General features: G+C 44.4%; 22 protein-coding genes and 1 tRNA gene. 16 read left to right on the top strand and 7 right to left on the bottom strand.

The window, feature by feature from the left end; all coding sequences use genetic code 11:
* The 3 genes from thrH (at nucleotide 1) to LKE40_04670 (ending at nucleotide 1,365) form a co-directional block, all read left to right on the top strand.
* Nucleotides 1-606, top strand: coding sequence for a bifunctional phosphoserine phosphatase/homoserine phosphotransferase ThrH (gene thrH, locus LKE40_04680; GenBank protein MCH3916753.1), 606 nt, complete (start codon nucleotides 1-3; stop codon nucleotides 604-606).
* On the top strand, nucleotides 603-821 hold the full coding sequence (locus tag LKE40_04675; protein ID MCH3916752.1) for a hypothetical protein: 219 nt from the start codon (nucleotides 603-605) through the stop codon (nucleotides 819-821). Before thrH ends, LKE40_04675 begins: the two co-directional genes overlap by 4 nt.
* Before the next feature lie 172 nt (nucleotides 822-993).
* Entirely contained in the window at nucleotides 994-1,365 is a 372-nt protein-coding gene (locus tag LKE40_04670) for a TraR/DksA family transcriptional regulator (GenBank protein MCH3916751.1), read from the top strand.
* A 44-nt stretch (nucleotides 1,366-1,409) separates the two neighbouring features.
* Here LKE40_04670 and LKE40_04665 read toward each other — a convergent pair whose 3' ends face one another.
* Genes LKE40_04665 through LKE40_04655 form a run of 3 tightly spaced genes read right to left on the bottom strand, consistent with a single transcriptional unit; the run spans nucleotide 1,410 to nucleotide 3,554 of the window.
* A complete protein-coding gene (locus tag LKE40_04665; protein MCH3916750.1) occupies nucleotides 1,410-2,234 on the bottom strand; it encodes a Cof-type HAD-IIB family hydrolase in 825 nt (274 codons plus the stop codon).
* Nucleotides 2,235-2,273: 39 nt separating this feature from the next.
* Nucleotides 2,274-2,936: an MBL fold metallo-hydrolase gene (locus tag LKE40_04660; protein ID MCH3916749.1), complete on the bottom strand. Its 663-nt coding sequence runs from the start codon at nucleotides 2,934-2,936 to the stop codon at nucleotides 2,274-2,276.
* A 3-nt stretch (nucleotides 2,937-2,939) separates the two neighbouring features.
* On the bottom strand, nucleotides 2,940-3,554 hold the full coding sequence (locus LKE40_04655; GenBank protein MCH3916748.1) for a DbpA RNA binding domain-containing protein: 615 nt from the start codon (nucleotides 3,552-3,554) through the stop codon (nucleotides 2,940-2,942).
* Between the two features lie 245 nt (nucleotides 3,555-3,799).
* Here LKE40_04655 and LKE40_04650 point away from each other — a divergent pair, with 245 nt between their 5' ends.
* From LKE40_04650 to LKE40_04640, 3 genes are read left to right on the top strand one after another with little or no spacing between them, the layout of a single operon-like run.
* Nucleotides 3,800-4,924 (top strand): hypothetical protein, encoded by a 1,125-nt coding sequence (locus tag LKE40_04650; GenBank protein ID MCH3916747.1) that lies wholly within the window; start codon nucleotides 3,800-3,802, stop codon nucleotides 4,922-4,924.
* The gene (gene mltG, locus LKE40_04645; protein ID MCH3916746.1) at nucleotides 4,914-6,614 is read left to right on the top strand and encodes an endolytic transglycosylase MltG; all 1,701 of its coding nucleotides are present in this window, start codon (nucleotides 4,914-4,916) and stop codon (nucleotides 6,612-6,614) included. The genes LKE40_04650 and mltG overlap by 11 nt, the downstream gene beginning before the upstream one ends.
* Nucleotides 6,611-7,438, top strand: a complete 828-nt coding sequence (locus tag LKE40_04640; protein MCH3916745.1) for a histidinol-phosphatase — start codon at nucleotides 6,611-6,613, stop codon at nucleotides 7,436-7,438. Before mltG ends, LKE40_04640 begins: the two co-directional genes overlap by 4 nt.
* Here the strand turns inward: LKE40_04640 and LKE40_04635 are convergent.
* From LKE40_04635 to LKE40_04625, 3 genes are read right to left on the bottom strand one after another with little or no spacing between them, the layout of a single operon-like run.
* Nucleotides 7,435-8,727 carry an RluA family pseudouridine synthase gene (locus LKE40_04635; protein ID MCH3916744.1) on the bottom strand — a complete coding sequence of 431 codons (1,293 nt, stop codon included), beginning with the start codon at nucleotides 8,725-8,727 and terminating at the stop codon, nucleotides 7,435-7,437. The two genes, LKE40_04640 and LKE40_04635, sit on opposite strands and share 4 nt — an antisense overlap.
* A 57-nt stretch (nucleotides 8,728-8,784) precedes the next feature.
* Nucleotides 8,785-9,252: a MarR family transcriptional regulator gene (locus LKE40_04630; GenBank protein ID MCH3916743.1), complete on the bottom strand. Its 468-nt coding sequence runs from the start codon at nucleotides 9,250-9,252 to the stop codon at nucleotides 8,785-8,787.
* Entirely contained in the window at nucleotides 9,249-10,505 is a 1,257-nt protein-coding gene (locus LKE40_04625; GenBank protein MCH3916742.1) for an AI-2E family transporter, read from the bottom strand. The genes LKE40_04630 and LKE40_04625 overlap by 4 nt, the downstream gene beginning before the upstream one ends.
* Nucleotides 10,506-10,561: 56 nt before the next feature.
* Between LKE40_04625 and LKE40_04620 the strand changes: the two genes are divergently transcribed.
* The 5 genes from LKE40_04620 (at nucleotide 10,562) to LKE40_04600 (ending at nucleotide 16,610) form a co-directional block, all read left to right on the top strand.
* The gene (locus LKE40_04620; GenBank protein ID MCH3916741.1) at nucleotides 10,562-11,293 is read left to right on the top strand and encodes an RNA methyltransferase; all 732 of its coding nucleotides are present in this window, start codon (nucleotides 10,562-10,564) and stop codon (nucleotides 11,291-11,293) included.
* Nucleotides 11,290-12,114 (top strand): glycerophosphodiester phosphodiesterase, encoded by an 825-nt coding sequence (locus LKE40_04615; GenBank protein ID MCH3916740.1) that lies wholly within the window; start codon nucleotides 11,290-11,292, stop codon nucleotides 12,112-12,114. Before LKE40_04620 ends, LKE40_04615 begins: the two co-directional genes overlap by 4 nt.
* A 46-nt stretch (nucleotides 12,115-12,160) precedes the next feature.
* Entirely contained in the window at nucleotides 12,161-13,768 is a 1,608-nt protein-coding gene (locus LKE40_04610) for an SLBB domain-containing protein (GenBank protein MCH3916739.1), read from the top strand.
* Nucleotides 13,769-13,777: 9 nt separating this feature from the next.
* Complete coding sequence (locus LKE40_04605) at nucleotides 13,778-16,435, top strand: polysaccharide biosynthesis tyrosine autokinase (protein MCH3916738.1); 2,658 nt, start codon at nucleotides 13,778-13,780, stop codon at nucleotides 16,433-16,435.
* Nucleotides 16,436-16,526: 91 nt separating this feature from the next.
* Nucleotides 16,527-16,610: transfer RNA gene (locus tag LKE40_04600), tRNA-Leu, on the top strand.
* A 279-nt stretch (nucleotides 16,611-16,889) separates the two neighbouring features.
* Here LKE40_04600 and LKE40_04595 read toward each other — a convergent pair.
* Nucleotides 16,890-17,900: a LacI family transcriptional regulator gene (locus LKE40_04595; GenBank protein MCH3916737.1), complete on the bottom strand. Its 1,011-nt coding sequence runs from the start codon at nucleotides 17,898-17,900 to the stop codon at nucleotides 16,890-16,892.
* 483 nt (nucleotides 17,901-18,383) lie between these two features.
* Here LKE40_04595 and LKE40_04590 point away from each other — a divergent pair, with 483 nt between their 5' ends.
* The 5 genes from LKE40_04590 (at nucleotide 18,384) to LKE40_04570 (ending at nucleotide 23,702) form a co-directional block, all read left to right on the top strand.
* Entirely contained in the window at nucleotides 18,384-19,403 is a 1,020-nt protein-coding gene (locus LKE40_04590) for a Gfo/Idh/MocA family oxidoreductase (GenBank protein MCH3916736.1), read from the top strand.
* A gap of 32 nt (nucleotides 19,404-19,435) precedes the next feature.
* Nucleotides 19,436-20,446 carry a Gfo/Idh/MocA family oxidoreductase gene (locus tag LKE40_04585; GenBank protein ID MCH3916735.1) on the top strand — a complete coding sequence of 337 codons (1,011 nt, stop codon included), beginning with the start codon at nucleotides 19,436-19,438 and terminating at the stop codon, nucleotides 20,444-20,446.
* A gap of 485 nt (nucleotides 20,447-20,931) precedes the next feature.
* Nucleotides 20,932-22,302 (top strand): glycoside-pentoside-hexuronide (GPH):cation symporter, encoded by a 1,371-nt coding sequence (locus LKE40_04580; GenBank protein MCH3916734.1) that lies wholly within the window; start codon nucleotides 20,932-20,934, stop codon nucleotides 22,300-22,302.
* A 125-nt stretch (nucleotides 22,303-22,427) separates the two neighbouring features.
* Nucleotides 22,428-22,601: a hypothetical protein gene (locus tag LKE40_04575; protein MCH3916733.1), complete on the top strand. Its 174-nt coding sequence runs from the start codon at nucleotides 22,428-22,430 to the stop codon at nucleotides 22,599-22,601.
* Between the two features lie 201 nt (nucleotides 22,602-22,802).
* On the top strand, nucleotides 22,803-23,702 hold the full coding sequence (locus LKE40_04570) for an AraC family transcriptional regulator (GenBank protein MCH3916732.1): 900 nt from the start codon (nucleotides 22,803-22,805) through the stop codon (nucleotides 23,700-23,702).
* Nucleotides 23,703-24,075: the final 373 nt, after the last annotated feature.

Below are 24,075 nucleotides of genomic sequence, written 5' to 3'. Positions count from 1 at the left end.
ATGGATATCGTTTGCTTGGATTTGGAAGGAGTACTGGTTCCTGAAATCTGGATTGCTTTTTCACAGGAAACAGGTATAGAAGAGTTGAAGCTTACCACGAGGGATGAACCTGATTATGACAAGCTGATGCGCTATCGTCTGGATATCCTTGGTAAAAGAGGCCTGGGCCTTGCTGATATCCAAGGTACTATTGCAAAGATCGCACCTTTGGAAGGTGCAAGACAGTTCCTTGATGATCTGAGATCCCTGACCCAGGTCATTATCCTTTCTGATACTTTTACACAGTTTGCTGCACCGTTGATGAAACAGCTGGGTTATCCGACTTTATTCTGCAATGAGCTTGAAGTCGGAGATAACGGTATGATCACAGGTTATACCATGCGGCAGCATGATGGCAAATACAAGGCTATCGAGGCTTTGAAAAGCTTGAATTTCAGGACTTTTGCTGCTGGCGATTCCTACAATGACCTTACCATGATCCGCCATGCCGATGGGGGATGCCTGTTCAGGGCACCGCAGAAAATATTGGAAGAAGAACCACAGCTTAAGATTGCTACTACATATTCCCAATTTCTTGCCATTATCAAGGAGTTCTTGCAACCATGAGTGACGACGACGGGTTTTCTCCTTTCAAGATTGAGATGGCGATGGCCATTGTCGTAATCAGTTTGCTTGTCGGTTTCATTGCCCTTGGCCTCGTGTGGCATGGCAGTTTTGTCATCAAGCTGGTAGTCGGAATAATTGTTGCCGCCGTCATTATCATGCTCTGTTATCTTATCTATAAATTTGACAAGGAGTTCTCCGATTCTGATGATGAGTGAGTCTGTTCTTGACTGAACAGGCAAACATTTTTGCCCAGTAAGTATCAATATTTGTTTTTTTCCTGTTAATTGAAGAAATTCGAGGGGGTATCCTCTTGACTTGCCCGTACCTTTTCAGCATCTTTTCAGAAAAAGAAAATTCGCTGTGACAGAGCGATGCTAGGAGAAGCGAATGAGCCAGGAATTCATCAAGGAAATGGAGCAGGCATTGCTTCAGCAGAAAAGGGAGTTGTTGGAACGATTGGCAAAGGAAGATGAGGATTTCAGATCCTTGCTCTCGGAAAAGACAATTAAGGACAGCATTGATTCCGCAACCGATGAGATTGCCTTCAAGAAGATGCAGATGAATGCAACAAAGGAAGCGAATAGGCTACAAGCCATTGACAATGCATTGGCTCGGATCCACAACAATGTGTATGGCCGTTGTCTTAAATGTGGCAAGAAGATACCTGAGGATCGGCTTCGTGCAATTCCATATGCAGTTCTTTGTGTAGAATGCAAAAGCGGAGAGGAACGTCCGGGATTGAAGAAATCCAGGGCATAAAGGTACACAAAAGGAGGAGGAATCTGTGATTCCTCCTTTTCCAATTATTGGAAAATATACTTTTTGATGGCTTTTGCTATCCCAGCCTCATCGTTTGATGCCGTAACGGCAAAGGCTGTTTTTTTAATTTCTTCGGGGGCATTTGCCATTGCAATGCCATAGGCGGCTTTACGCAGCATGCCTAGGTCATTGACATAATCGCCGAAGGCCATGATGTTTTTGCATCCTATTCCCAGATAACGGGCCAATATGCTGACGGTGTTACCTTTGTCTGTGCCTTTCGGTACCAATTCAAGTATCTGAGGCGAAGAGGGAAAGCAATCTATGTCTTCCAGATGCATTGACTGTAGCTTTTGCCATGTAGCGTCGATTCGTCTTGGGTCTAAATTCTTGATGATTGCTTTATATGGCCTTATAGCCGGTGATTTCTGTCTCAGCAAAACAGGAAGGTCTTGGAAATATCCGTTGAAACCACATTTCTTTCGTTGTACTTCCGCCCAATAGCCATTGCTTTCCATATACCAGTCATTCAGGGTGAAAACAAGAGGTGTATTGCCTTTGTCTTTGACCAACGGCAGGAGACCAAGGATTGTTTCTGATGACAACGGGGTGTCATTGAGGACTTTTGTTCCGTAGGAAATATATGTTCCGTTGAAACAAGAAAGAAAACAAGGAATACCGAGAGCCTTTGCCAACGGTTGTATGCCACCCTTGAAACGTCCGGAGACCAAGGCAAAGGCAACATGTCTTTCATACCAAGCTTTACGTATCCATAGGATATTTTCTTCGCTCAACATTCCTTTGCTGTCAAGCAAGGTTCCGTCTATGTCTGAACAAATCAGCTGTATATCCATTGAAGTCTCAGACAAAGGAAAGCTCCTTCTGTGGCAGGGTATGGGACATTGCCATCAGACATTGCCCTGACAATATGGGTTGTATCTTCTTTCTCTGCCGATGGTAGTCTGCGGCCCATGGCCTGGCAGTACCTGTACGTCATCTTCAAGATCCATCAGTGTCATACAGCTTCTCAGCATTGCCTGATAATCACCCCCGTATAGGTCCGTCCGACCGATACTGCCGGCAAAAAGAGTGTCACCTGTAAAAATAAACTGACCCTCTTCGCTGTAGTAACAAAATCCTCCGGGGGTATGCCCAGGTGATGGAATGGCAAGCAGACGGCAATCCTGAAGAAACTGACGACCTGAGAGGAGTGTCGTGGGGTCCGGTAGCATGGAAAGCTGTTTGTCAAACATATTCAGGAAAGAATTGTCATTGCAGGCTTTCTTGATGAAGGCATAGCTGCCTTTGCCAAGGTAATTCCTGTCATTTTCCCCGACAAAAATTTCCAGTTCGCCATACTCTTTGACCAATGCCGGAAGAGCAGTGATATGGTCCCAATGTGCATGGGTAAGGAGTACTGCCACCGGCAGTACTTCCCTTTCCTCTATCTTTGATATGATAGCTTCGGCTTCAGCTCCAGGATCGATGATCCAGGCACTTTTTGTCTTTTCTTCCCCAAGTATGTAGCAATTTGTCTGATATGGTCCCACGACCAACTGTTCGATGAACATATCTCAACCCTTGTTCGAGTAGGTTACCTGTGCGGTCCTTCCTTTGATTTCCTTGCCATTGAACAATGCTATTGCCTTTTCACAGTTTGCTTCGTCCATTGTGATGAAGGAATACTTGTCATGTACTCTTATGGCATAGATATCGTCCCTGGTAATGGACAGATTTTCCTGAAGCATCTGGGAAATTTCCCTGGCATACAACTTTCTGATCTTGCCGATGTTCAGATAAAGTGTCTTTGCTCCTTCCGGCAATGCTTTTTCCTTGCGTTCAGGCCTTGCAACCTTTGCTGTTGCGTCTGTTCCGTTCTGTGCCTGGCTTGTTGGTGTGGTATTGCCCGCTGCGGCTGAAAGACGGGGCTTGGCGCCATTGTTGCCATTGTTTCGTTGCTGGTGTTGCCTGCTACGGTTGCCGGTCTTGCTGTTTTCCTGTGACAACAATTCCCTTACTACGTAGGCAAGAAAGTAGCCCCGAAGAGTAAAAGGAACATTTTTCTTGATAAGTTTCTTGAGGGATTCAAGTTCTTCCGGGTGCGGGTCAGCTTTTGTCTTTCCTGCGAGTAACTGGATCCTGGATGCAAATACATCGGTATCAGTAGGTACGCTTTTGCTGTTGTCCATGTGCAATTCTCTCCTTACATGAAATGAAACGGTAGTTCTGTTTGTTCCTGACCGTCTCTATGCGCCTTTGTCATCAGCATCCTGCTCTTTTTCAGTGTTGAAAAACACTACCTGACTGAATGACAAAGGGACTGGCATGTTATATCAGGCTCCGCCTGATTGTATCGATGAGGATACATATACTTTGAGAATATAAGAGAGTCAAAGCCTTTGTCAAGGAAACGTATTTCTGCTAGTATGGAATTATGGCTATGACTGCACAGGTTGCTATAAGCGCAAAGATACATCAGAGAGATGATACGTTGAAAGATATGGATCTTCTATATGAGGAACTTGGCCGTAGTGTTGCCTTGCAGTGCGATTCTGACAATTTCGATTGGTGTCGAAAACGTATGGGTGAGTACTTGGAGCAGAAGCAGAAACTGCAGACGCTTGCGGATCATCGTGACATGTTGCAGTCGAAACTTGAAGCCTTGGCGGACCAAGACCAACGAAGGGCAACATGCAGAAAGGAAAAACAGCTTGCAGATGGCAAATTGAACGAATTGCTTTCGCGATATGGAGCCTGTTGCTTTGAAGCCTATGTTTCAGGCTCCTTGGACAGTAAAGTCGCTGCAGTCGTCCAGCCTGTTTTTGGCAAGATGCCCGTTTCACATGATGTATCCGATACTGGAAAAAGTTCGAAACTTTTCAGCAAATTCCATCAAAGGCATCTGCAGAACCAGAGAAAAACGCTATTCAAGGCCTTTATGGCTGCAGGCTTTCTTTTGGAAAAGGAAGAGTTGCTTTCAAAGGTTCCTTCTCAGAACTATGAGGACATGTCAGCAGCTTATGAAAAACTACATGGTCAGAAACTTGATGTGGAAAACCGTCTCAAAGAATTGGATGATATGAAGGAGTTGCTGAAAGGTGAAGGACGTGAACATCTGACCAGTGAAATAGACCAGTATGTCCGTCTGGTTGCTGATGCCGAAGCAGCACTGAAGGATACTGCAAGAAAACTCGGAGAAGAACTTTATGCATCCTTGCCTGATACCATAACCGGTGCCCAGGTGGGAAATGAGGCGATTACGGTAATTGACCAGATAACTCTTCATCGCCGTCAATGTGAAGAAATTGATCGGGATATAGAAAAATTGAAGAATGAAATAAGGATAGGAGAAATTTCTGCCAAGATTACCTATGAACGGCAAAAAGTCGAAGCTTTGCAGAAACAGATCAATTCATGCAAGACTCAGATTGAAAAGATCAACAGTTCCATCGATGACAAGAGACGCCAGATAATCCAGCTGAAATCGAAAGGCATATACAATATGGCCGATACGTTGGAACAGGATAATGACAGATTGGGTGGACCCTATGCCAATTAAGAAAACAAAGGATAGCTCTGATCCGTATCTCGGGGAAGAAAGGACCAGGCAGCATCCTGCGCAAAAAAAGACAACAAGCGGAAAAGGAACGAAAGAAAAGGCATCTTCTAACTCGGTGGAAAAAAATCGGAAAGTTTCTGCAGCCAAGAAGGTTACGAAGAGCCAAGGTCAGCATACAGGTTCACAGAAAAAAATCAGTCCATCAGTGGCAAAGGCTGAACGCATATTCTCAACCAAGGGCAAAGAAACTTCCTTACCTCAGAAAAAAAATGGAGAAAAAGTACAAGCTGCCGGTAACCGTTCTCAGGCGAGAAAGAAGCAGCATACAGCAGCTTCCCATGGCAATCCAAATGCAACGTTGACATTGTTTGAGGCCATTGAACGCCAGCAGGCACAGAAGCAAGGCAAGAATGATAAAAAAGCTATGGCAGCTCATCCGTCTGTGGAAAAGAAAAGCCGGCCGGAAAAGGCTGAGCTGAAGCAACAGAAAGCTCGCCTTGCTACCGACAGCGACAAAGGTATATCCCACCAGACAGCTACGCTGCATAAGGATGCAATACCTGTTTTGCCAGCTTCTTCCGTATCTAGGGCAAAGCATAACGCCCTGGATGGTAAGAAACGGGAGAAACATGCCAGGCATGTTTCTTCGCTGGATATGAAGCTGATCTTCAGTATTCTGTTTGTAATCATCGGTATCTTGGTCATCTGGATCATAGGGCTGCTGCATAACCGTAATCCATTGGGAGGGTATGTGCATCCACAGGCTGAACTTGCCTCCGTCGTGCCTGTCAAGGCTGCTTCACCTGCAAGTCTGGAAACTGACAGCAAATCCGTACAAGTTACCATACTTCCGGGGACAGGAGCTGCAGCTATCTGTGATATGCTGGATAAGCAAGGAGTCTGTGACGGAGCTGCATTGCTTGCCTATATTCTTTCCAACGATTTGTCCGGAAAATTGGTAAGCGGCGATTATACCATTTTGAAAGGAACCAGCATTGAAAAGATTGCTTCATTGATAAGTAGCCCCAGTGAAGTGGGATTGACCGTTTTCCCTGGTATGACCATAGCAACAATCGATGCAAACCTTGTCCGACGGGGATATGGAAACAAGGGTGATTTCATTGCTGCCTGCAATGCCATTTGTTCCCGTTATGGGCTATCCTTTACTGAGGGCTGGTTTGAATCAGGTACTTACAAAGTCAACCGTGACAAGGCTGCTGAAAATTTGGCAAGGCAGATGTTTACGCATCTGCTTGAGGCCGTATCACCAGAACTTGGTGGGAATATGGTGCAGCAGTACAGCTTGGAAGATATCCTGATCATTGCTACTCTTATCCAGGCGGAAACCCAGGATACATCCCAAATGGTTGCTATTGCATCGGTTATCTATAATAGGCTTGCCAAGGACATGCCGCTGGGCATTGATGCAACGACACGATATGAAACGGGACAGTGGACGGGAGAGCTGAGTCGTGAAGTGCTGGACAAAAAGACGCCGTACAATACAAGGCGAAAGAAAGGGCTTGTTCCAAGCGGTATCTGCTGCCCAGGACCCAATGCCTTGGCTGCTGCTTTTGCGCCTGGCGAAGGTGATTACCTTTACTACCTGCATCGCAAGGATGGTAGTATTGCCTTGGCAAAGACTTATGCTGAACATCTTGAAAATATCAAAGAAAGAGATATGCAATGACTTATAGATTCGGATCATACAATCTCCATACGCATTCCTACTATTGTGGACATGGCGTAGGAGAACCCATTGATTATGTCAGGGAAGCAAGAAAAAACGGTATTTCCCTGCTAGGATTCAGTGAACATTGTCCGGTGAAGGAAAACCGTTGGGCAAGTAGCAGGATGGCTTTCGGTTCCTTGCCGGATTATCTGCAGGACATAAAGGCAGCTCAGCAAGTGGAAGATATCAAGGTCCTGGCAGGCTTTGAATGTGATTTTTATCCTGCCTATCGTTCTTATTTCCAAGAATTGAAAGAACAGACTGATTTTTTGCTATTCGGAGTCCATTATCTTGATACACCGCAGCAGGCTGATTTTCCGATTCATTGCCTGCCGATAGGCAAGAAGGAACTTGCCATATATGGGCAGCAGTATGTCAGAGCCTTGGAGAGCGGACTGTTTGCTTTTGGTGCCCATCCTGATCTTTTTGGCATACAGTATCCTCGATGGGATGCCGAGGCAATTGCCGTCAGCAAGGAAATATTGAGCTGTGCTGCAAGTTATGATATTCCTTTGGAAGTAAATGCCAATGGGTTACTGAAGGAAAAGGTACTTGATTCAAAAGGGTTTCGGTATCCTTATCCGCTTGACCCGTTCTGGAATCTTGCAAAGGAGCAGTTTCCCAAGGTCAAGATAATCTGCAATGGGGACTTGCATGATCCCCTGAATTTTTCTTCTTTCCTTGAAAATGGCAGGCAGTGGAGCAAACGTATGGGGATTGCTTTTGGTTCTGTAATATGGGATGAGAAAACAAAGAAACTATCGGTTGTTCCTTCTGCTTAGAAAGGCGCAGGGCAGTCAATTGTCACTTTGCGATGATTGACAGGATGGGTAAAGCTGATCTTTGATGCATGGAGTAACATGCGGGGTTCTGTGTCAGATCGATATCCATAAAGTCTGTCTGCTACGATAGGGAACAGCATTTCCTTACAATGGACGCGGAGCTGATGTGTCCGTCCTGTTGCCGGAATCAGTTGCAGACGGGTCCAAAGCTGCCCGTCCGGTTGCCGTTCGACTGACAGCCTTTTGAAGACTGTCATTGCCGGTTTCCCTTGGTCCAGGTCGACAAGCTGCAGAGGTCGATGGTCTTTGTCCGCACATAAGGGTAGTGTAATCTTTCCGCTTTCTTTTCGTACGACACCTCTGACCATTGCTTCATAGACTTTGTTGATCTTTTTCTGCTGGAATTGTCGTGAGAGAATACTGAAGCATTGTCTGTTTCTTGCCATCAGCACAATGCCGGATGTGTCCATATCAAGCCGATGTACGGCACTGACAGGCAGGGAAGAGGGAAAAAGCCTTAGTAATCTGCTGTTGAGATTATCTTCAACTTGTTTGCCTGGCAGTGTCTGTAATCCTGCAGGTTTGTTCAGGACAGTAAGGAAATCATCGCAGTAGAGGATATCCAATCCCAGCATTGCAGGCAATATCAAGGCACATTTTTCCTTGCAGGGTGGATATAAATGACGATGTTTCTTCCCTTCACTTTCTTTTCCGAAAAAACCTTCGACAAGACTGACTGGAGTCAGTCCTTCTCTGAAAGCCTGTGCCAGCAGCTTCGGGGCACAGCAGTCACCGGTTCCGGTAGGAGGGTGTTCCAGACCAAGTTGGCTGAAATTCAGTTGTCCGCCATCAATACAAGGAAAAATATAGAGATCCTGCAACTTTTTCAGTGTGACGGCAGACAGGGCCTGTCCTTCCTCTTTGTTCATTTCTTTGATTGCCTTTGCATGGTTTGTATTGATTGCATCAAAGGCAACAGCGTCATAGAGAGGTGGAGCAAAACCTTCGACAATCGATCGGCCGTCCATACATCCAGAGAAGGCCTTGAGAATATGAATTGCGCCGGTTTGGCTCTTTGCAATGAGAATGCCGAACATCCTTCCTTTCTGTGAAAAAAGGGATTCTGTAGATATACCCGAGGCTATGAAGCCTGTTCTTTCCATGTCATCAAAGAAATCGTTGAGCTTGTGTGCAGCTTCCGACCATGGAAGCAGACTTCCATAAGCTGGTGTATCATCGTAATCAGGATCATAGATTGTCAGATCTCTTCTGTTTTTGCTGGAACTCATCTGTTACCCCGATATCAGGAAGTATGGGCACCCAAGGCTTCCATTCATGCTGAAAGCTTACTGATGATCAAGGATATTTCCTATTTTTCTCATCAGAAAAGCAAAGTTGGCGATTTCGTCACTGCTGAGCTGTCTCAGCAGATTATCGAAAATAGACTGTGATGCTATTCGTAGTTCCTTTATGGTCTTGTTTCCTTTTCCAGTCAGGCTGATGCGTAGTTTTCGCTTATCCATGTTGTCTGTGGAAAAAGCAATCAATCCTTTGCTCTCAAGGTTGTTCAGCATGATCCTTAGATTTTGATGACTGGTTCCCAACAATGAAGATAGACGCCCGAGCGTAGGTGGTACCGGAAGTTCACTTATCAATGTGAGGACTTCTGTCTGCCGCTCAGATAGGGCAGATGCATCTTGTCCTGCGTTCCTTCCGTTGTTTTCCATCTGTCCGACTTTTCTTGCAAGCATAGACATTTTTCTCATTGAGACGATGAGTATATCCCTGTCATCCTCGCGGCTGTAATTGTTCACTTGTCCTCATTCCCAGGGAAAATTTCAGGGAGGACGAAGTCATCTTGGTTGAGGGAATTCTTGGCTTTCTCATCTGCCTGTTTCTCCAAGTCCTCTGAACTGGTTTTCTGTCCTTTTCCATAACTGCGTTTTGCTGATCTACGTAGCCAGCTTTCTTCTTTTTGGCGGCGTTTATATGGTTTCCCGCTTCCTAGGATGATAGCGAAGGGACGCAATGAAGGAATGTTGATGCAGACGACCTGTATCCCACTGGTAATAGGAACAGCAAGGAACATACCTGGGATTCCCCAGATAAAGCCCCACAGGGAGAGTGAGACCAGCAGCATAAGCGGGGAAAGTCCCAATTGGATACCTTGTAGTCTCGGGTCAATGATGTTGCCCAGTACGGTCTGTATTGCAATGGACAGGACCGCTACATAGAAGATTGGGATCCAATTCGGTGCAAACTGAAGTACTGCCATCAGGATGATGGCTATCGTAGAAATCAAGGAACCTATTGTCGGAATAAAGTTGAGCACGAAGGCCATGATGCCCCAAAGAAGCGCAAAATCAAGTCCTACTGCTTCTGCGGTTATAAAGAACAACAGTCCTGTTGCAGCACTTATGATTACCTTGATGACAAGGTAGCGGGAAATCTGCTTGGTTATCCGTTCAGAAATTACCTTGACCCGTTTGCTTTGGTCTTTTGATGCTGCGTCAATCAACTTGGGAATGAACGTTGTCCTTTCCAACAGGATGAAAAGGGTAAAGACAGCTACCAACAGTACATTCGCGATGATATTGGCAAACTGGGAAGAAATATTGGTGAGACTGGTAAGCAGGATATTTACCCAATCAACATCCAGTTTTGACAAAATAGTCTGGCCTATCGGAATATTGATGAACGGTCTCAGCTTGTCCGTAAGCATATTGTCAAAGATTGAAATTCTGCTGGCATAAGGAGGAAGTCCTACAATCAGTTTTTGTATGGTTATGAACATCAACCATCCTGCTGCTGCCAGGAAAGCTATGAAAAGTGTCATACCTAGCAAGGTTGTGCACCATAGAGGAAAATGCAGTGAATCGAGTTTTGCTAAAAGCGGATTGAGGATGAGTACGACAAAAACCGCAAATACAATAGGCACGACTACTGCACTGGTTGCCTTCAAGGCTGCGAAAACCAGAAAGATAATGATGACTGTTGCCAATGGCTTGAACAATCCCTGTACATCATCCTTGGTGGAATCGCCTAAGAAAATATGCTTCCCTTTCATGTTTTATACTATATCGGAGGTAGGAAAAACCTTCAATATCTGTTAGCATCGTTGCTATGGAACGAAGTAAGAATCTCGATCGTATTCAGATCGTGTTGGTCGATACCCAGGACGGTGCCAATATCGGCAGCGTCTGCAGGGCTATGAAGACCATGGGACTATCACATCTTGTTCTGGTGACCGACAGCAAGTATGACGAAGACAGGGTACGGACACTTGCGTTGCATGCAAGTGACCTGTGGGAGCATGCACAGAGATTTGCAACATTGGAAGAGGCTCTTGCTTCCAGTATCTACACAGTCGGTGCCACAAGGCGAAGGGGAAAGTTCAGGAAAGCCGATGCCCTGTCTCCCCAGCAGTTATGTGACAAGGTTTCCGTTCTGGGCGAAGGCCCTGTATCGATAGTCTTTGGCAGGGAAAGTGACGGACTGACTGATGATGAGGTCAATGCATGTAGCCAGATCGTGACCATTCCTACCAGTGATGCTTTTCCTTCCCTTAACCTTTCACAGGCTGTCCAGGTTATCTGTTATTGTCTGTATGACCGTCTGAAGCCTTGGCCTGTCGAGGCTACTCCTGTGGACAAGACGAGAATAAAGCAGGGAGTCAGCAACTGTGTAAAGAATCTTGATGACATAGGTTATTTCAAGCTCGATCAGGAGCAGATGTGGACATCTAGGTTTCTTGATGATGTCTTTGAAAGAGCTCAACTTACCGAAAGTGAGCTGAAAAGGCTTGAAAAGCTGTTTTCAAAGATGAGCAAAATAGCATTTTACAAGGAGCATTGAAGACTAGGATGGCTGCTGCAGATTTCCTGAATCCTTTTCCAAGGGCCATAGCCCATCGTGGAGATAGCCGTAACTATCCGGGTAATACGTTGTTTGCCTTTTTGTCCGCCGTAGCGATGGGTGTTGATGTCATTGAAACTGATATTCATCTTTCACGGGATGGTATTCCTGTTGTTTGGCATGACGCTACCTTGGACCATATGACCGATGGGAAAGGGAGGATCAACGAGTATACAGTACGTCAACTAAAGGAGTTTGATGCCGGATATAATTTTACGAAGGATGGGGGGCAGACATTTCCTTTCAGAGGCAAAGGTGTGCAACTGTGTACGCTCGAAGAGGCTTTGACAGCTTGTCCGAAACAGCGTTTCAATGTGGATATGAAGGATTGTGGCACTGAAATGGTCGAGGCATTTATCAGTGCCGTCAGGCATTGCAATGCTGAGTCCAGAGTGTGCGGTGCTTCATTCCATATGAATTCGATTAGGAACTTAAGGAGAAGATGCCCAAGTATCCAGACAAGTGCTTCAACAATTGAAGTGGTGCCCTTGCTTTTCTGTCAGAAACTGCATATTCTACCAAAAGGAATAAAAAAACTGGCGGTTGGGATTCTTCAGATACCAATGGAGGTTCGGGGTTTTCCTATCGTTACTGAAGAGTTTGTGGCAAGTATGCATAGCAGAAATATAATTGTGATGGTATGGACCATCAATGATGCACGACAGGTCCATAAGCTCTTTTCCTTCGGCGTTGATTCAATAATAAGTGACAATCCTGCAATGGTGATACGGATTGCCGAGGAAATGGGATTGAGAAGCTGAAGCATAGATCTTTTCCTGCGGAGGCTGGAAAGAGATAGGAGAACCGATGTTGAAGAAAAACATGTTTTTTGCCCGTGCCTTTACTGTAGCGGCAATCATGGTTTCATTGACTTTGCAATATGCCTTCGCCGCTGCAGATGTAGCAACGGAGGGGTTCATTGTAAAATCTACCCACTTATCGGCAGTAGCTGACATGCTGCCATCTGCATCTCCATCTCCATCTGGTATCCAGAGCTTTGCTGACCAGCTATCCATTCAGCCCCCGATGCAGGTAGATGCTGCATCCTTGATGGCAAATGAAGTCCTTCAGGCAATAAGCAGCGGTTATTACCCCATTACACCTGGTGATACCTTCTCCCTTGTGTATCTTGATGGTTCGCAGCAAGTTCAGTTCAAGCTTCAGGTCGGCAGTGACTACAAGGTCGTTATTCCTGGTCTGGGCAACCTCAATGCAAAAGGCTTGGAATTGCCGCAGTTCATCAATCAGATTTCCCAGTTGGTACTTAATTATCATTCCTATTCGAATCCTCAGATTACACTTGTCGGTGTCGGTCAGTTTACTGTGAAAGTGACCAGTGCCGTCGGGGGTACAACTTATGTTTCTGCATGGGGACTCTCCCGACTTTCACAGTTGGTGAGGAACTCGTCCCCTTATGCTGACAGCAGGGACATCTCTGTCATTGACGCCGTAGGCAAAGAAACGCATTATGACTTGTACAGAGGGCTGAGAAGGGGAATGGCAGGACAGGATCCGTTGATTTCCTGCGGAGATTCCATCAGATTGGGGAAGGCCAAGGTCCTTGTTACGCTTTCGGGTGCCGTCCTTGAGCCAGGGACCTACCAGCTCAAGCAAGGAGATACTGTTGCCCAATTGCTTGATGGCAATTATGGTTCTGCGCTTGCCGCGGAAGCTGACAAGTCAGCCATAAGGATTGAGCGCTATAACTCGAAGACTGCTTCGTATGACTTGATTGTCTGCAAGGCTGATGATGCTTTGCAGCTACAGGATATGGATAGGATCACCGTTTCGAAAGTCCTTCCGAATTTCGGAACGGTTTCTGTTGTAGGGGCCGTTTCTGTTTCGGATAAGATTACCGATTCAAATGCGACTACCGCTATCCTTGCAACAACCAGCGGACAGTTGCTTTATCAGCTTTATCCCGGAGATACTGTCAGGGAAATGATTGAAGCCATCTCGTCAAGGTTGCTGTCAAGTGCTGATTTGTCTTCCTGTTACCTTGTGCGAGGTGGCAAGAAGACCGAGATCGATGTATTGTCCTTGCTGTCTGACAAGTCTGCCAAAGACAATCTGCAGGTCAAGGATGGTGACCAGTTCTTCATTCCGTTCAATAATAAGTTTGTTGCAGTCCAGGGGGCTGTAACCGATGGTGGTGTCTTTGCGTATCTCCCTGGCAAAGATGCACAGTATTACATAAACCTTGCCGGAGGAAAGACGCAGGATGCTACCGGGCACGTCGACGTAATTGATAAGAACGGCAGACACATCAGTACGAAATCAGAAGTGCCTGCACAGGCTACCATCAAGGTTGAGAAGAGCCTGCTTAACAGGAATCTTGCACTTGTTGCGACTACAATCGGAATTGTATCAACGATTGTCAACATCGTCTATTATGCGCATGAGACAATAAAATAGGAATTTCTTATGAATGAGAATATACAACCAATACCATCAGTTGAAAACAATATAGAGGAAGAGGGCATCAGCCTTTCTGAGTTGTTTCATATATTCCGTGAACGTTTCCGTTGGTTTTTGCTTGTACTGATCCTGAGCATGGGAGCAGCTGTTGCCTACTTGTATTTTGTCATTCCGACATACCAGGCTACCGTTTCTGTTCTTGTTGATCCGGTGCAGAAATCATCATCCCTGGAAGACTTGATGAGCAGTTCCCTGACGGGAGGATCCTCAACGAAGATACAAACGGAAGTAGCCTTGCTTACCAGCAGGAAAACCTTGTCTTCTGCTTTGGCAACGCTTGATCTTTCTTCCTATACCAATGCTGATGGAGAAAGCTATGCTACGTTCTATAAACTTCCTGATGATGTCAGCCATATCATTTCAGTTTCGAATGCCTCTGATACCAATATCGTCAAGATAAGTGTTACAGATGAAAATCCTCAGTTTGCCAGGGATTTTGCCAATGCGATTGCAAAGAGCTATGATGACTTGCTGACCAGTATTGCAAAGAGTTCCAAGACGGTCCAAAGGGAATTTCTTGAAAAACAGATTCCTGCCAACGAGGCTGATTTGGAAACTGCGTCCGACAAGCTTGCAGCTTACAAGGAAAGCACCGGAATTGACCAGCTGACCCAACAGGCACAGACATTGGTCACTCAGATTGCTTATTTTGATTTGCGTAAGCATCCTCTTGAGTATCAGAAAACTCAGGCAAAGGATGAGATAGACAAGCTGGTCAAAGCTTACAGTTCAAAAGGTGTGACAGCCGATTTGCTGGGAAATGCTACGACAACGCAATCCTTCAAGGCTTTGGAAGAGAATTATCGTTCTGCTGACAGAGAACTGGTTATGTATGAAGTACTGGTATCGAACCAGACGACAGGGACAGCAGAGACTGCTGCTGTTTCTGATGTAATGACACGTTCTGCTACGTTGTCTGCTGCGGTAACTCAGTTCTACAATTCCATGCTTGACGATATACGCCATTTCGTAGATACAAAGACAACCGGAGTCCCAGAAGCAGACTTGAGGAATTATGTGACTGCTGTAGTCACGTATGCTACATGCCAGATCAAGCTTGAGGTCCTGGATGCAAATGGACAGCAGTACAAGGATAATCTTGACAGATTGCCTGCCATGGAAAGAGACTTGGCCAACCTGCAACGGAACGTAACGGTCCTGCAGACAGTAGGTGTCCAACTCAGACAGATGCTGGAGGAAGTCAAGCTTACTGAAGCTGCTGTAAATGGCAATGTCACCATCATTGACCAGGCAGTGCTTCCTGAACATCCCGTAAGTCCCAATAAATTGCTTGTTCTTGCTGTTGCATTTTTGTTGGGGTGTGCATTGGGACTTTTGCTTTGCCTGTTCATAGACCATGAAGACAATACAGTGAAAAACGTAGACCAGATCAAGGAAATCGTAGGAAACGAAATTCCTGTCCTTGGTTGGGTTCCGATGCTGAAGACTTTCCTCAATGAGGACAGTCTTGATCCTAAGACCGGCAAGCCCCATAAGTTTCCTTTGCTTTCCGTCTATAATGATCCGAACTCATTTGAATCAGAACGATACAAGACAATTGTTTCCAATCTGCTGTACGGTGGACATCAGCAGGGTAACAAGACACTTGCCGTAACAAGCTGCGGTATGAGCGAGGGTAAGACTACCCTGATGTTCAACTGTGCTCTCTGCCTTGCTCAGCTTGGTAAGAAAGTCCTGCTGATTGACGGCGACCTGAAGGCTCCCAAGGTAGAGAACAGCTTTAAGCTGAAACGTGTGAAAGTCGGTATGGTTGACTGTATCATGACCGGTGAAAACCTTGAGTACTCAATCATTCGACCTCTGGATGATGTACCGAACATGCATATTCTTCCGCCAGGGCGATTACCGTTGGTTACGACGACTGTCTTTTCCAATTCTAGGTTCGATAGCATGATCAAGGCACTTTCTTCTTACTATGATTACATTCTCATCGATGCACCTCCGCTTATAAACGCATCTGAGTTGCTATTGATTTCCAACAAGGTTGATTCTGTTATGATCAACGTCAGAGCCGGGATTTCGACGAAGGCCAGTCTCTATGACCTTATCGAGGCTCTGGAAGGTGTGTCATTCAAGATCCGTGGTGTTGTTCTCAATGCCTGTACCCCGGAAGCCGGACATTCATCCAGCAGGTATTCAAGGAGCTATGGCAATCGGTATGGGTATGGCAACTACGGGTATGGGAAATACGGTTCCAAGAAGTATGGGTATGGTGGCTATGGCTATGGTGGAAAAGGTGGTGAGCAAAACAATGTCATTACCACCAAGCATTATAGCAGATTTTATAAGATTGCATTGAAAAACAGAAAGGCAAGGGATGCCGAACATTTCTCAGAAACGGGCAAGGCAGCCTTTACTCTCGGCAATGCCCCACGGTTTACACAGATGATTGAAGTCTTTGAGACAGTCAAGTCTGAGCAGGTAAATCAGGAGCTTGCCGGAAAGAAGAAATCATTTGAAGCATTGCAGAAGAGCGTCATCAACGGGACGGGTTCAAAGACTTCTGAAGGACAGGATGACTCTGCAATGAATTCCCTTCTGGATAGTTTGGCAAACAACCAGGAGGCTTATGGCAAAAACTGATGTTGTACTTGCAGTATTCTGCTGAAAATGCAAAAAAGATATCAGAAGGGATTGAATAAACTGCTTGGTTTTGTTATGGTTGCCATTGTTCGCCGGCGTGGTGAAATTGGTAGACACAATAGACTCAAAATCTATCGGAGGCAACTCTGTATCGGTTCAAGTCCGATCGCCGGTAAGAAACTCAAGAAACAATTGATTGCAACGTAACGATTCGTTATGTTGCAATTTTTTTGCGTATACCAAAATGTTTACCATTTTGCTGTTTTGTTTCATTGAGATTGTGAGGGTGGGGAAGAATGCAGGGTAAAGCCACAGGCTTTGCCTATGGTGATTTGGACATTAGGCTGGTTTTGTTTGACTGTTGAAAACTTTTCTTTTGGTTTTGGATAATAAACTAACATCATGATGGTGCGAAACTTATAGGGTTTTCAGATGTATCAATTAGATTAGGAATTTATTCGCCTGCTCCAAGCCGTACGGATTCTCCAATGCAAAGAGAAGAGGGTACCAGCACTTGGAGTGAATCATAAGGTGTCCCCTCTACAAAGGAAATCAGCTTGTTGACGCTGAGAAAGGCCTGACGGTGGCAATGGACGTCTACGGAAGTAATTGATGGGATTGCAATCTTTCCGAGAGGACTGTTGTCTACGCCGACCAATGATATGTCTTTTGGCACAGAGATACCGAGATTATGGAATACTTTGATAGCAATGAGCCCAAGGTAATCATTTGCACAGAAAAAAGCTTCAGGAAGCTGTTGTATGGCTTTGAACATGCCGGTTGCTTTGTCAAGGCTGTTCATGATGCCTGGACGCATCTTTAAAAAGAGAAACTGTTCATCATAGGGCAAATCCAATGTCTTCAGGGCCCCGCAGTATCCCTGATACCTAGCCATGAAAGAGACGCTATAGAGAGGATCCCCGATAAACCCGATCTTGCGCAGTCCCTGGTCATACAAATATCGGACTGCCTGATATGCTACCTGGTCATTGTCTTCGATATAGGTACTGATATTTAAGCCGATATAACGGGTTCCGGTTGCAACGACAGGGACACTGCATTGCAGAATATGCAATGCAATCTTTTCTTCAATATCCCCGAGGATCAGCACGCCACAGATGGAGTTTGTATTAAGTCGTTGCCTGAGTTCTGCTTGGTCGGTATCAAAAAAGTCGTTGTCTTTTACTAGCATGTGATAACCACATTCCTGTGCATGGTCTACTATCAATTGCTGGAATGCCATATAAAAATAAGAGTCTTCCAAATGGGGACGTGTAGATACCAGGCAGAGGTTCTTCGGGTTCTTGAGTTTTTCTTTCGGAAAGACATAGCCTAACTGATTGGCAGCAGAAAAAATCTGTTCTTTTGTAGCGGCATTTACACCAGGCATGTTACGTAGGGCAAGTGACACTGTATTGACTGAAACGCCGACCTGTTCGGCAATTTGCTTTAGGGTAATGCGCACGGAATCTTCTTCCTTTCACCTTATCTGAATAATCTCTTCTATCGATATTATAGTCAAATATCACAAATTTCAAGAGTAAATAAATTTTTTTCAAATAAAATAATATTAATTAATATTATTTAATACTAAAAATTAAGATTTCGGAGTAATTCTACATAGTAGCAGATATTCTGTTTTACTGTAGTGAAATTTAAGCATTTTATATTATAAATATATTTATAATAATAAATTATAATTATAGATATATCCTATTGAAGTAAAGAGTGAATTTAAGAATAATGACAACTATGTTAATATTATTTCATTTAATATAATATATGAATTTTAATTATTTTATAGATATTTTACCAAATTTGAAACGTATCAGGACATATTTTTGATATATGAGTAATAAAATTAAAATATTTTCTTGACATCTAAAATAAACTGTAATAGTATTATTTTAAAAATTAATATTTTTAATATTAAATGGAGTGCAAAATAATGAAAAAAACTATTAAAATTGGTTCAATTGGTTTAGGGCGGCTAGGATATGAACATGCTTGCAATATTGCCAAGTACATACCTGGAGCAGAACTAGTCGCCATCTGTGATACAAATGAAAAGTTACTTGCCAAGGTAGCCAAAGAATTGGAAGTCAAAGATACCTATACGGATGTATCCAGGCTTTGCAGCAATCCTGATCTGGATGCAATAGTAATAGTATCACCGTCCATGTATCATGCAACCCAAATTAGAATTGCGCTGGACGCAGGAAAGCATGTTTTCTGTGAAAAGCCTCTGGATACTACGATTGAAAAGTGCAAGGAAGCGGAAAATGCCGTTGAAGCGCATCCTGATCAGATTTTTACATTGGGGTTCATGCGTCATTTTGACCAATCATATGCAGAAGCAAAGACTAGGGTCGATAATGGTGAGATCGGCAAAGTCGTACTTGTCCGTTCATATACGCAGGATCCACGTACAACTATTGAAGGTACGTTGAAATTTGCTCCGCATTCCGGTGGGCAATTCCTGGATATGTTTGTACATGACCTTGATTTGGTCCGCTGGTTTTCAGGTTCTGAAATCAAACGTGTCTGGGGTATGGGAGGTGTCTTTGAATTTCCGCTTTATAAGAAACTGAATGATGCAGACAATGCAGCAGCTACCGTACAGTGTGAAAACGGGGCAATGGGTTTTATGTTTACAAACCGTACGCATGGTGCAGGATGCAATGTCGAAACCGAAGTAATCGGTACCAATGGGACCTTGCGTATTGCGAATGTCGGCAGCAAGAATTTGCTTCAGATTGTCGACCGATATGGAGCCAGGGAAGAATATTATCCGGATTTTCTGGCCCGTTGGCATCAGGCCTATGTAGACGAAGTCGCGAATTTCGTTGACTGCGTACGTGAGAACCGTAAGCCGAAGATTACCGTCTATGATGGGACTGCAGCTTCTCGGGCAGCATATTGCTGCAAAGAATCTTTCGAAACAGGAAAACTGTTGGAAGTCAAATGAATTCGGAAGTGACAGGGAAAAGGAGTCTTGGAATGAAACAACTGCAGATCGGTATAATTGGTTGTGGCGCAATCGGTCATGAACATGTGCGCCGTATACAGGAATTGGTACCTGAAGGAAAAGTGGTTGCAGCCACAGATTATTTTCCAAAGGCAGCCAAAGAATTAGCGGACAGATATCAAGGAATCAAAGTATATCAGACGGGAGAAGAACTGATTGCTGCGCCGGAGGTTGAAGCAATTATCATTACGTCTTCTGATGAATCACATGCAACTTATGTATTGGATGGCATTGCACATAACAAGTTTGTATTTTGTGAAAAACCAATGGCACAGACGGTAGATGATTGCAAGAAAATCATGGAGGCAGAGCAGAAAGCTGGTCGCTGTCTGGTCCAGGTAGGTTTTATGCGTCGTTATGACCGCGGGTATATGGATATCAAGAAAAAGATTGATTCAGGCAAGTTCGGTAAGCCGTTGATCATCCATTGCTGCCATCGTAATGTTTCACAGGCATCTGGATTTACTACAGATTATGCTGTTACCCGTGTTGCAATACATGAGATTGATATCTCCCGATGGTTGTTGGATGACGAGTACGAATCTGTACAGATTCTTCCGGTCCATCAAAGCAGTGCAACGAAAGGCAATTGGCTGAATCCTCAGATTATGTTGCTCACGACAAAATCGGGACAGCAGATTGATGTTGAAGTGCAGACTGATGGTGCATATGCCTATGATATCCAGTGCCAGGTCGTTTGTGAAAACGGCACTGTCAGCCTACCGGATCCTGCTGCTGTCATTGCACGTTCTGATGCATGCATCCAGCAGGAACTTATGACTGATTGGTCCAAGCGTTTCATAGAAGCTTATGATACGGAATTGAAGCTGTGGACAAGATCTGTCTTGGAAGGAACTCTGACAGGCCCAACTGCTTGGGACGGGTATATGGCCTGTGCTACAGGGAATGCGCTGATCAAATCGCGTACTACAGGAAAAAGAGAGAAGGTACAGACAATTGAAAAACCGGCATTGTACTGCTGAATAGATAGTTGAGACGGACACTGATTGAATTTCCTATGGATGGTTCAATCAGTGTTTACTGAAAACTCCTGATATGGATTTTACATCATAAAATGTAGAATAGATGGGAAGTTTTGATTCATCCTGTCTTTATATTATTTAGCTATGGATATGTCATTGAGGTCTTATAGCTTCTGTACGTAAATCGATAGACTGGATTTGGTAGCCCTTGGTATCACTTATTGTTAGTAAAATATCTTATAAAACATATTAACCTTCTCAGGTCAGTGCACAACAAAAGTAGAAGATGGTGTTGCCTAAAGATACTTTGTCGTTTTTTTCAATTTTCAAAAGGCATGGGCAAAACACTGGATAGCAAACAATTTGAGATTTCGGTTCAATTGAGAAATTTCCAAGGCTTGATAACAAACAAAAGGATTCATGAAGCAAAGGGAGGACGTAAAGTGGATAACTGTAGAGAGGAAGTATTGTCTTGCAAAATTCAGATGCAGAAGGCAGATGAATTGTCATTTGGTACCCGTGTTGCCTATGGTTGCGGTGATTCTGCCTGCAATGTCGTGTATGGAATGATTTCGACGCTGCTGACATTGTTTTATACTGACTATGTCGGAGTTTCTGTTGCTGCTGTAGGCATTGTTATGCTGGTTTCAAGAGTCTTTGATGGTTCTTCGGACCTCCTTATGGGCATTATTGTCGGGAAAACACATTCTCGATGGGGTAGTTGCCGTCCTTGGCTGCTATGGATGGCAATTCCCTATGCAATTTCAGCAATTGCATTGTTCACCGTACCTCAGACTACGGCAGAACTGCAGTTCTGGTATATCTTCGTTACTTATAATCTGTGTACTACTGTCGTCTATACTGCAATCAATGTGCCTTATGGTGCCCTTTCTACGCATATGACACGTTCCTCGCACGAACGGGATATGCTGTCGATATATAGACTAGTACTTGCACGTTGCGGGCAGATTGTGACGGTCATGTCAACGATGCCTTTGGTCAAGCTTTTCGGTAATGATCAGATGGCATGGGTAAAAGCCATTACAATCTGGTCCATTATGGCTGTTATTTTGCTTCTGGTCTGCTTTGCAAGATGCAAGGAAACAGTCAATGTCGAAAAAGTAAGGTCATCGGTGAAAGTTCCTGCTGGGAAATCAGCAAGGGCTTTGGTAACAAATAAGTATTTTTGGGCTACGTTGTTTCTTTGGACTGCAACATGCATACATACGACTTTGATAGGTACTATTCTTCCTTATTATTGTAAATATATCTTTGGAAATGATACTTGGATGTATAGTATCCTGTTTGTGAGTGAGATCGGTACGCTTTGTATCGGTGCACTTTTTTGTCCCATGTTGCTGCGCCATATGGGTAAACGCGATTTGACACTGAGGGGATGTATTATCGTCATCGTAACCCAATGCCTTTTCTTGCTGAATCCCGATAATTTCTATTGGATGGTCGTGACAAGCATTCTTCGTGCTTTCGGAGAAGCACCTCTGTATGCTGTTATTTTCGGCATGATCGGTGATACTGTGGAGTATGGACAGTGGAAATCACATATACGTCAGGAAAGTCTGATTTTCGGTTGCGGGAGCATGGGGTTCAAGATCGGGACCGGCGTAGCCAGTGCCTTGATCAGCCTGTTGCTTACCATTGCCGGGTATGTTAGTTCTGACAATGGTGGTGCTATACAGAGCTTGGCGACAAAATCCATGATCATGGATATCTATAAGTATGGTCCTATCATTGTCTGGGGCATTGCCCTGTTCATATTGCTGTCATATAAGCTGGACAAGATATATCCTATCATTGTCAATGATCTGCGAAAAAGGGAAGAAGCTGGTCAGATGTAGAGGATTTGCCATCACTTCAGGATATTGGGTGTCCTTGACGGATGGTATAATCAGGCTCTGGGTGGATTGAGTCTTTTCCTGGAGCACAAGAAGACAATACATAATGGTAAGTCAATTGTCCGCTTGTGTGCTGGATGACTATGGCTGTGGATGTCGGAGATATGAGGACAAGAGTGTCTTTGGTCCTTGTCTCAAAGACGGTCAGACAGGGAAGCCTTTCTGACCGTCTTGTCTGTCGTGAGGGCTATAGCTGCATAGCTTTGGATGGGGGAAAGACAGGGATGCCTGGATCAGATTGATACCAGAAGCCTGGTTCTTTTTATGGAAAACAGTCGGATTTCCATACTGTAATTCTGAATTTATGCTACTATTGGAAGTACGCAGGGAAAAGGACAGACATAAAAGCTATATCGGTATCCGATGGAATCTGCCATATCTTCTTGTTTCCTGTTCTGCCAGGATAGGGAAAGTTTAATGCTGCAGCTAAGTAGGTAAATGAAATGGTTGAAATGATTAATCTGGAAAACCAGATGAAACAGCTTACGTATACACGTATATTTACAGATAATACTTTGCCGGTAGTTGATAATATTGTGATCATAGACAAAGAGTTCAGCAGCCACCATGCACATCTGGAACATAAGCATGACGATATGTTGGAACTGTTCTATGTGTTGTCAGGCAACAGTGAGTATTCTGTAGATAAGGTATTCTATACCATTACTGCCGGAGATTTGCTCATTTGCAATGCTGGGGTTCTGCATGGTGAGAGCCCTCGCCGTATACGTGGGCTGCATTCCATCTGCTGTGGCCTGACGAATGTAAAGATGACTGCCCTGCCACTCAACTGGTTGGTTGACAAAGACCAACTTCCGCTTTTGCATTGCCAGGACTATGCAAAGGAAATCGAAAGCCTTTTGTCTTTGCTTTGTAGATTTTCAAAGGAAAAAAAACTGGCCAATACCGTATGTTCCAGTCTTGCCGTATCCCTATTGGTCCTGCTTCATGAAATAGCTCGGAAGACGTACAGGCAAAATACGGAGGCAGGTGAAACTGATTTCCTTGCCAATCGCATCAGGGATTACTTGACTGAACATTTCAATGAGCCTTTGACTTTGTCAGGGGTTGCTGCAGCCTTGCATATCAACCCTTATTATTTGTCACATATCCTTAAATACAAGACAGGCTGTTCTCCTATGCAGTACGTTATCCAGATGCGTATGGGAGAAGCGCAGACCAAGCTTCGGTTTACCAATGTTCCGATAGCAGAAATTGCTGATAGTCTTGGGTTCAGTACACCTTCCCGTTTTGATGCAGCTTTTATGAAGAATGTCGGTATGTCACCCAGCGAGTATCGTCTTTCATTTCAGAAAAAAACTACAAAAAAGAATCCGAAGTAGCCTTTCTGCGTATGCCATGTGCATATGAGATCATATGACTGCTGATAGCATCGGACAGTCGGTTCCTTATATTTATCTGTAGCTGATCTTGGAGCCTCTGCTGCAAGCAATTTGCTTGCGAAGGGGAATATCATGCAGAGTCCTTGTCCTATGCCGTTTTCTGATAGGGTTTGCAGATATTTCCCTTGCGTTACCTATCCTGGTTTTTAGAAGAAACATGAGCAGAAGCAAGGTGCCCTTTGCCAGATGAAAAAGCAAAAATCATGGAGTGAAGAGAAAGAAATATCAGGAATTCACAGTTTCAGGGCCAGAGAAAAAGCAAGATTCGATTACCGTGTTTCTGAAGGTGAATGCTACAATTACTACTGTCAAT

The sequence above is a fragment of the Spirochaetia bacterium genome (assembly GCA_022482625.1).
Taxonomy (GTDB): domain Bacteria; phylum Spirochaetota; class Spirochaetia; order Sphaerochaetales; family Sphaerochaetaceae; genus Pleomorphochaeta.
The sequence above is the reverse complement of the archived record's forward strand: the minus strand, read 5'-3'. Positions and strand labels throughout refer to the sequence as shown.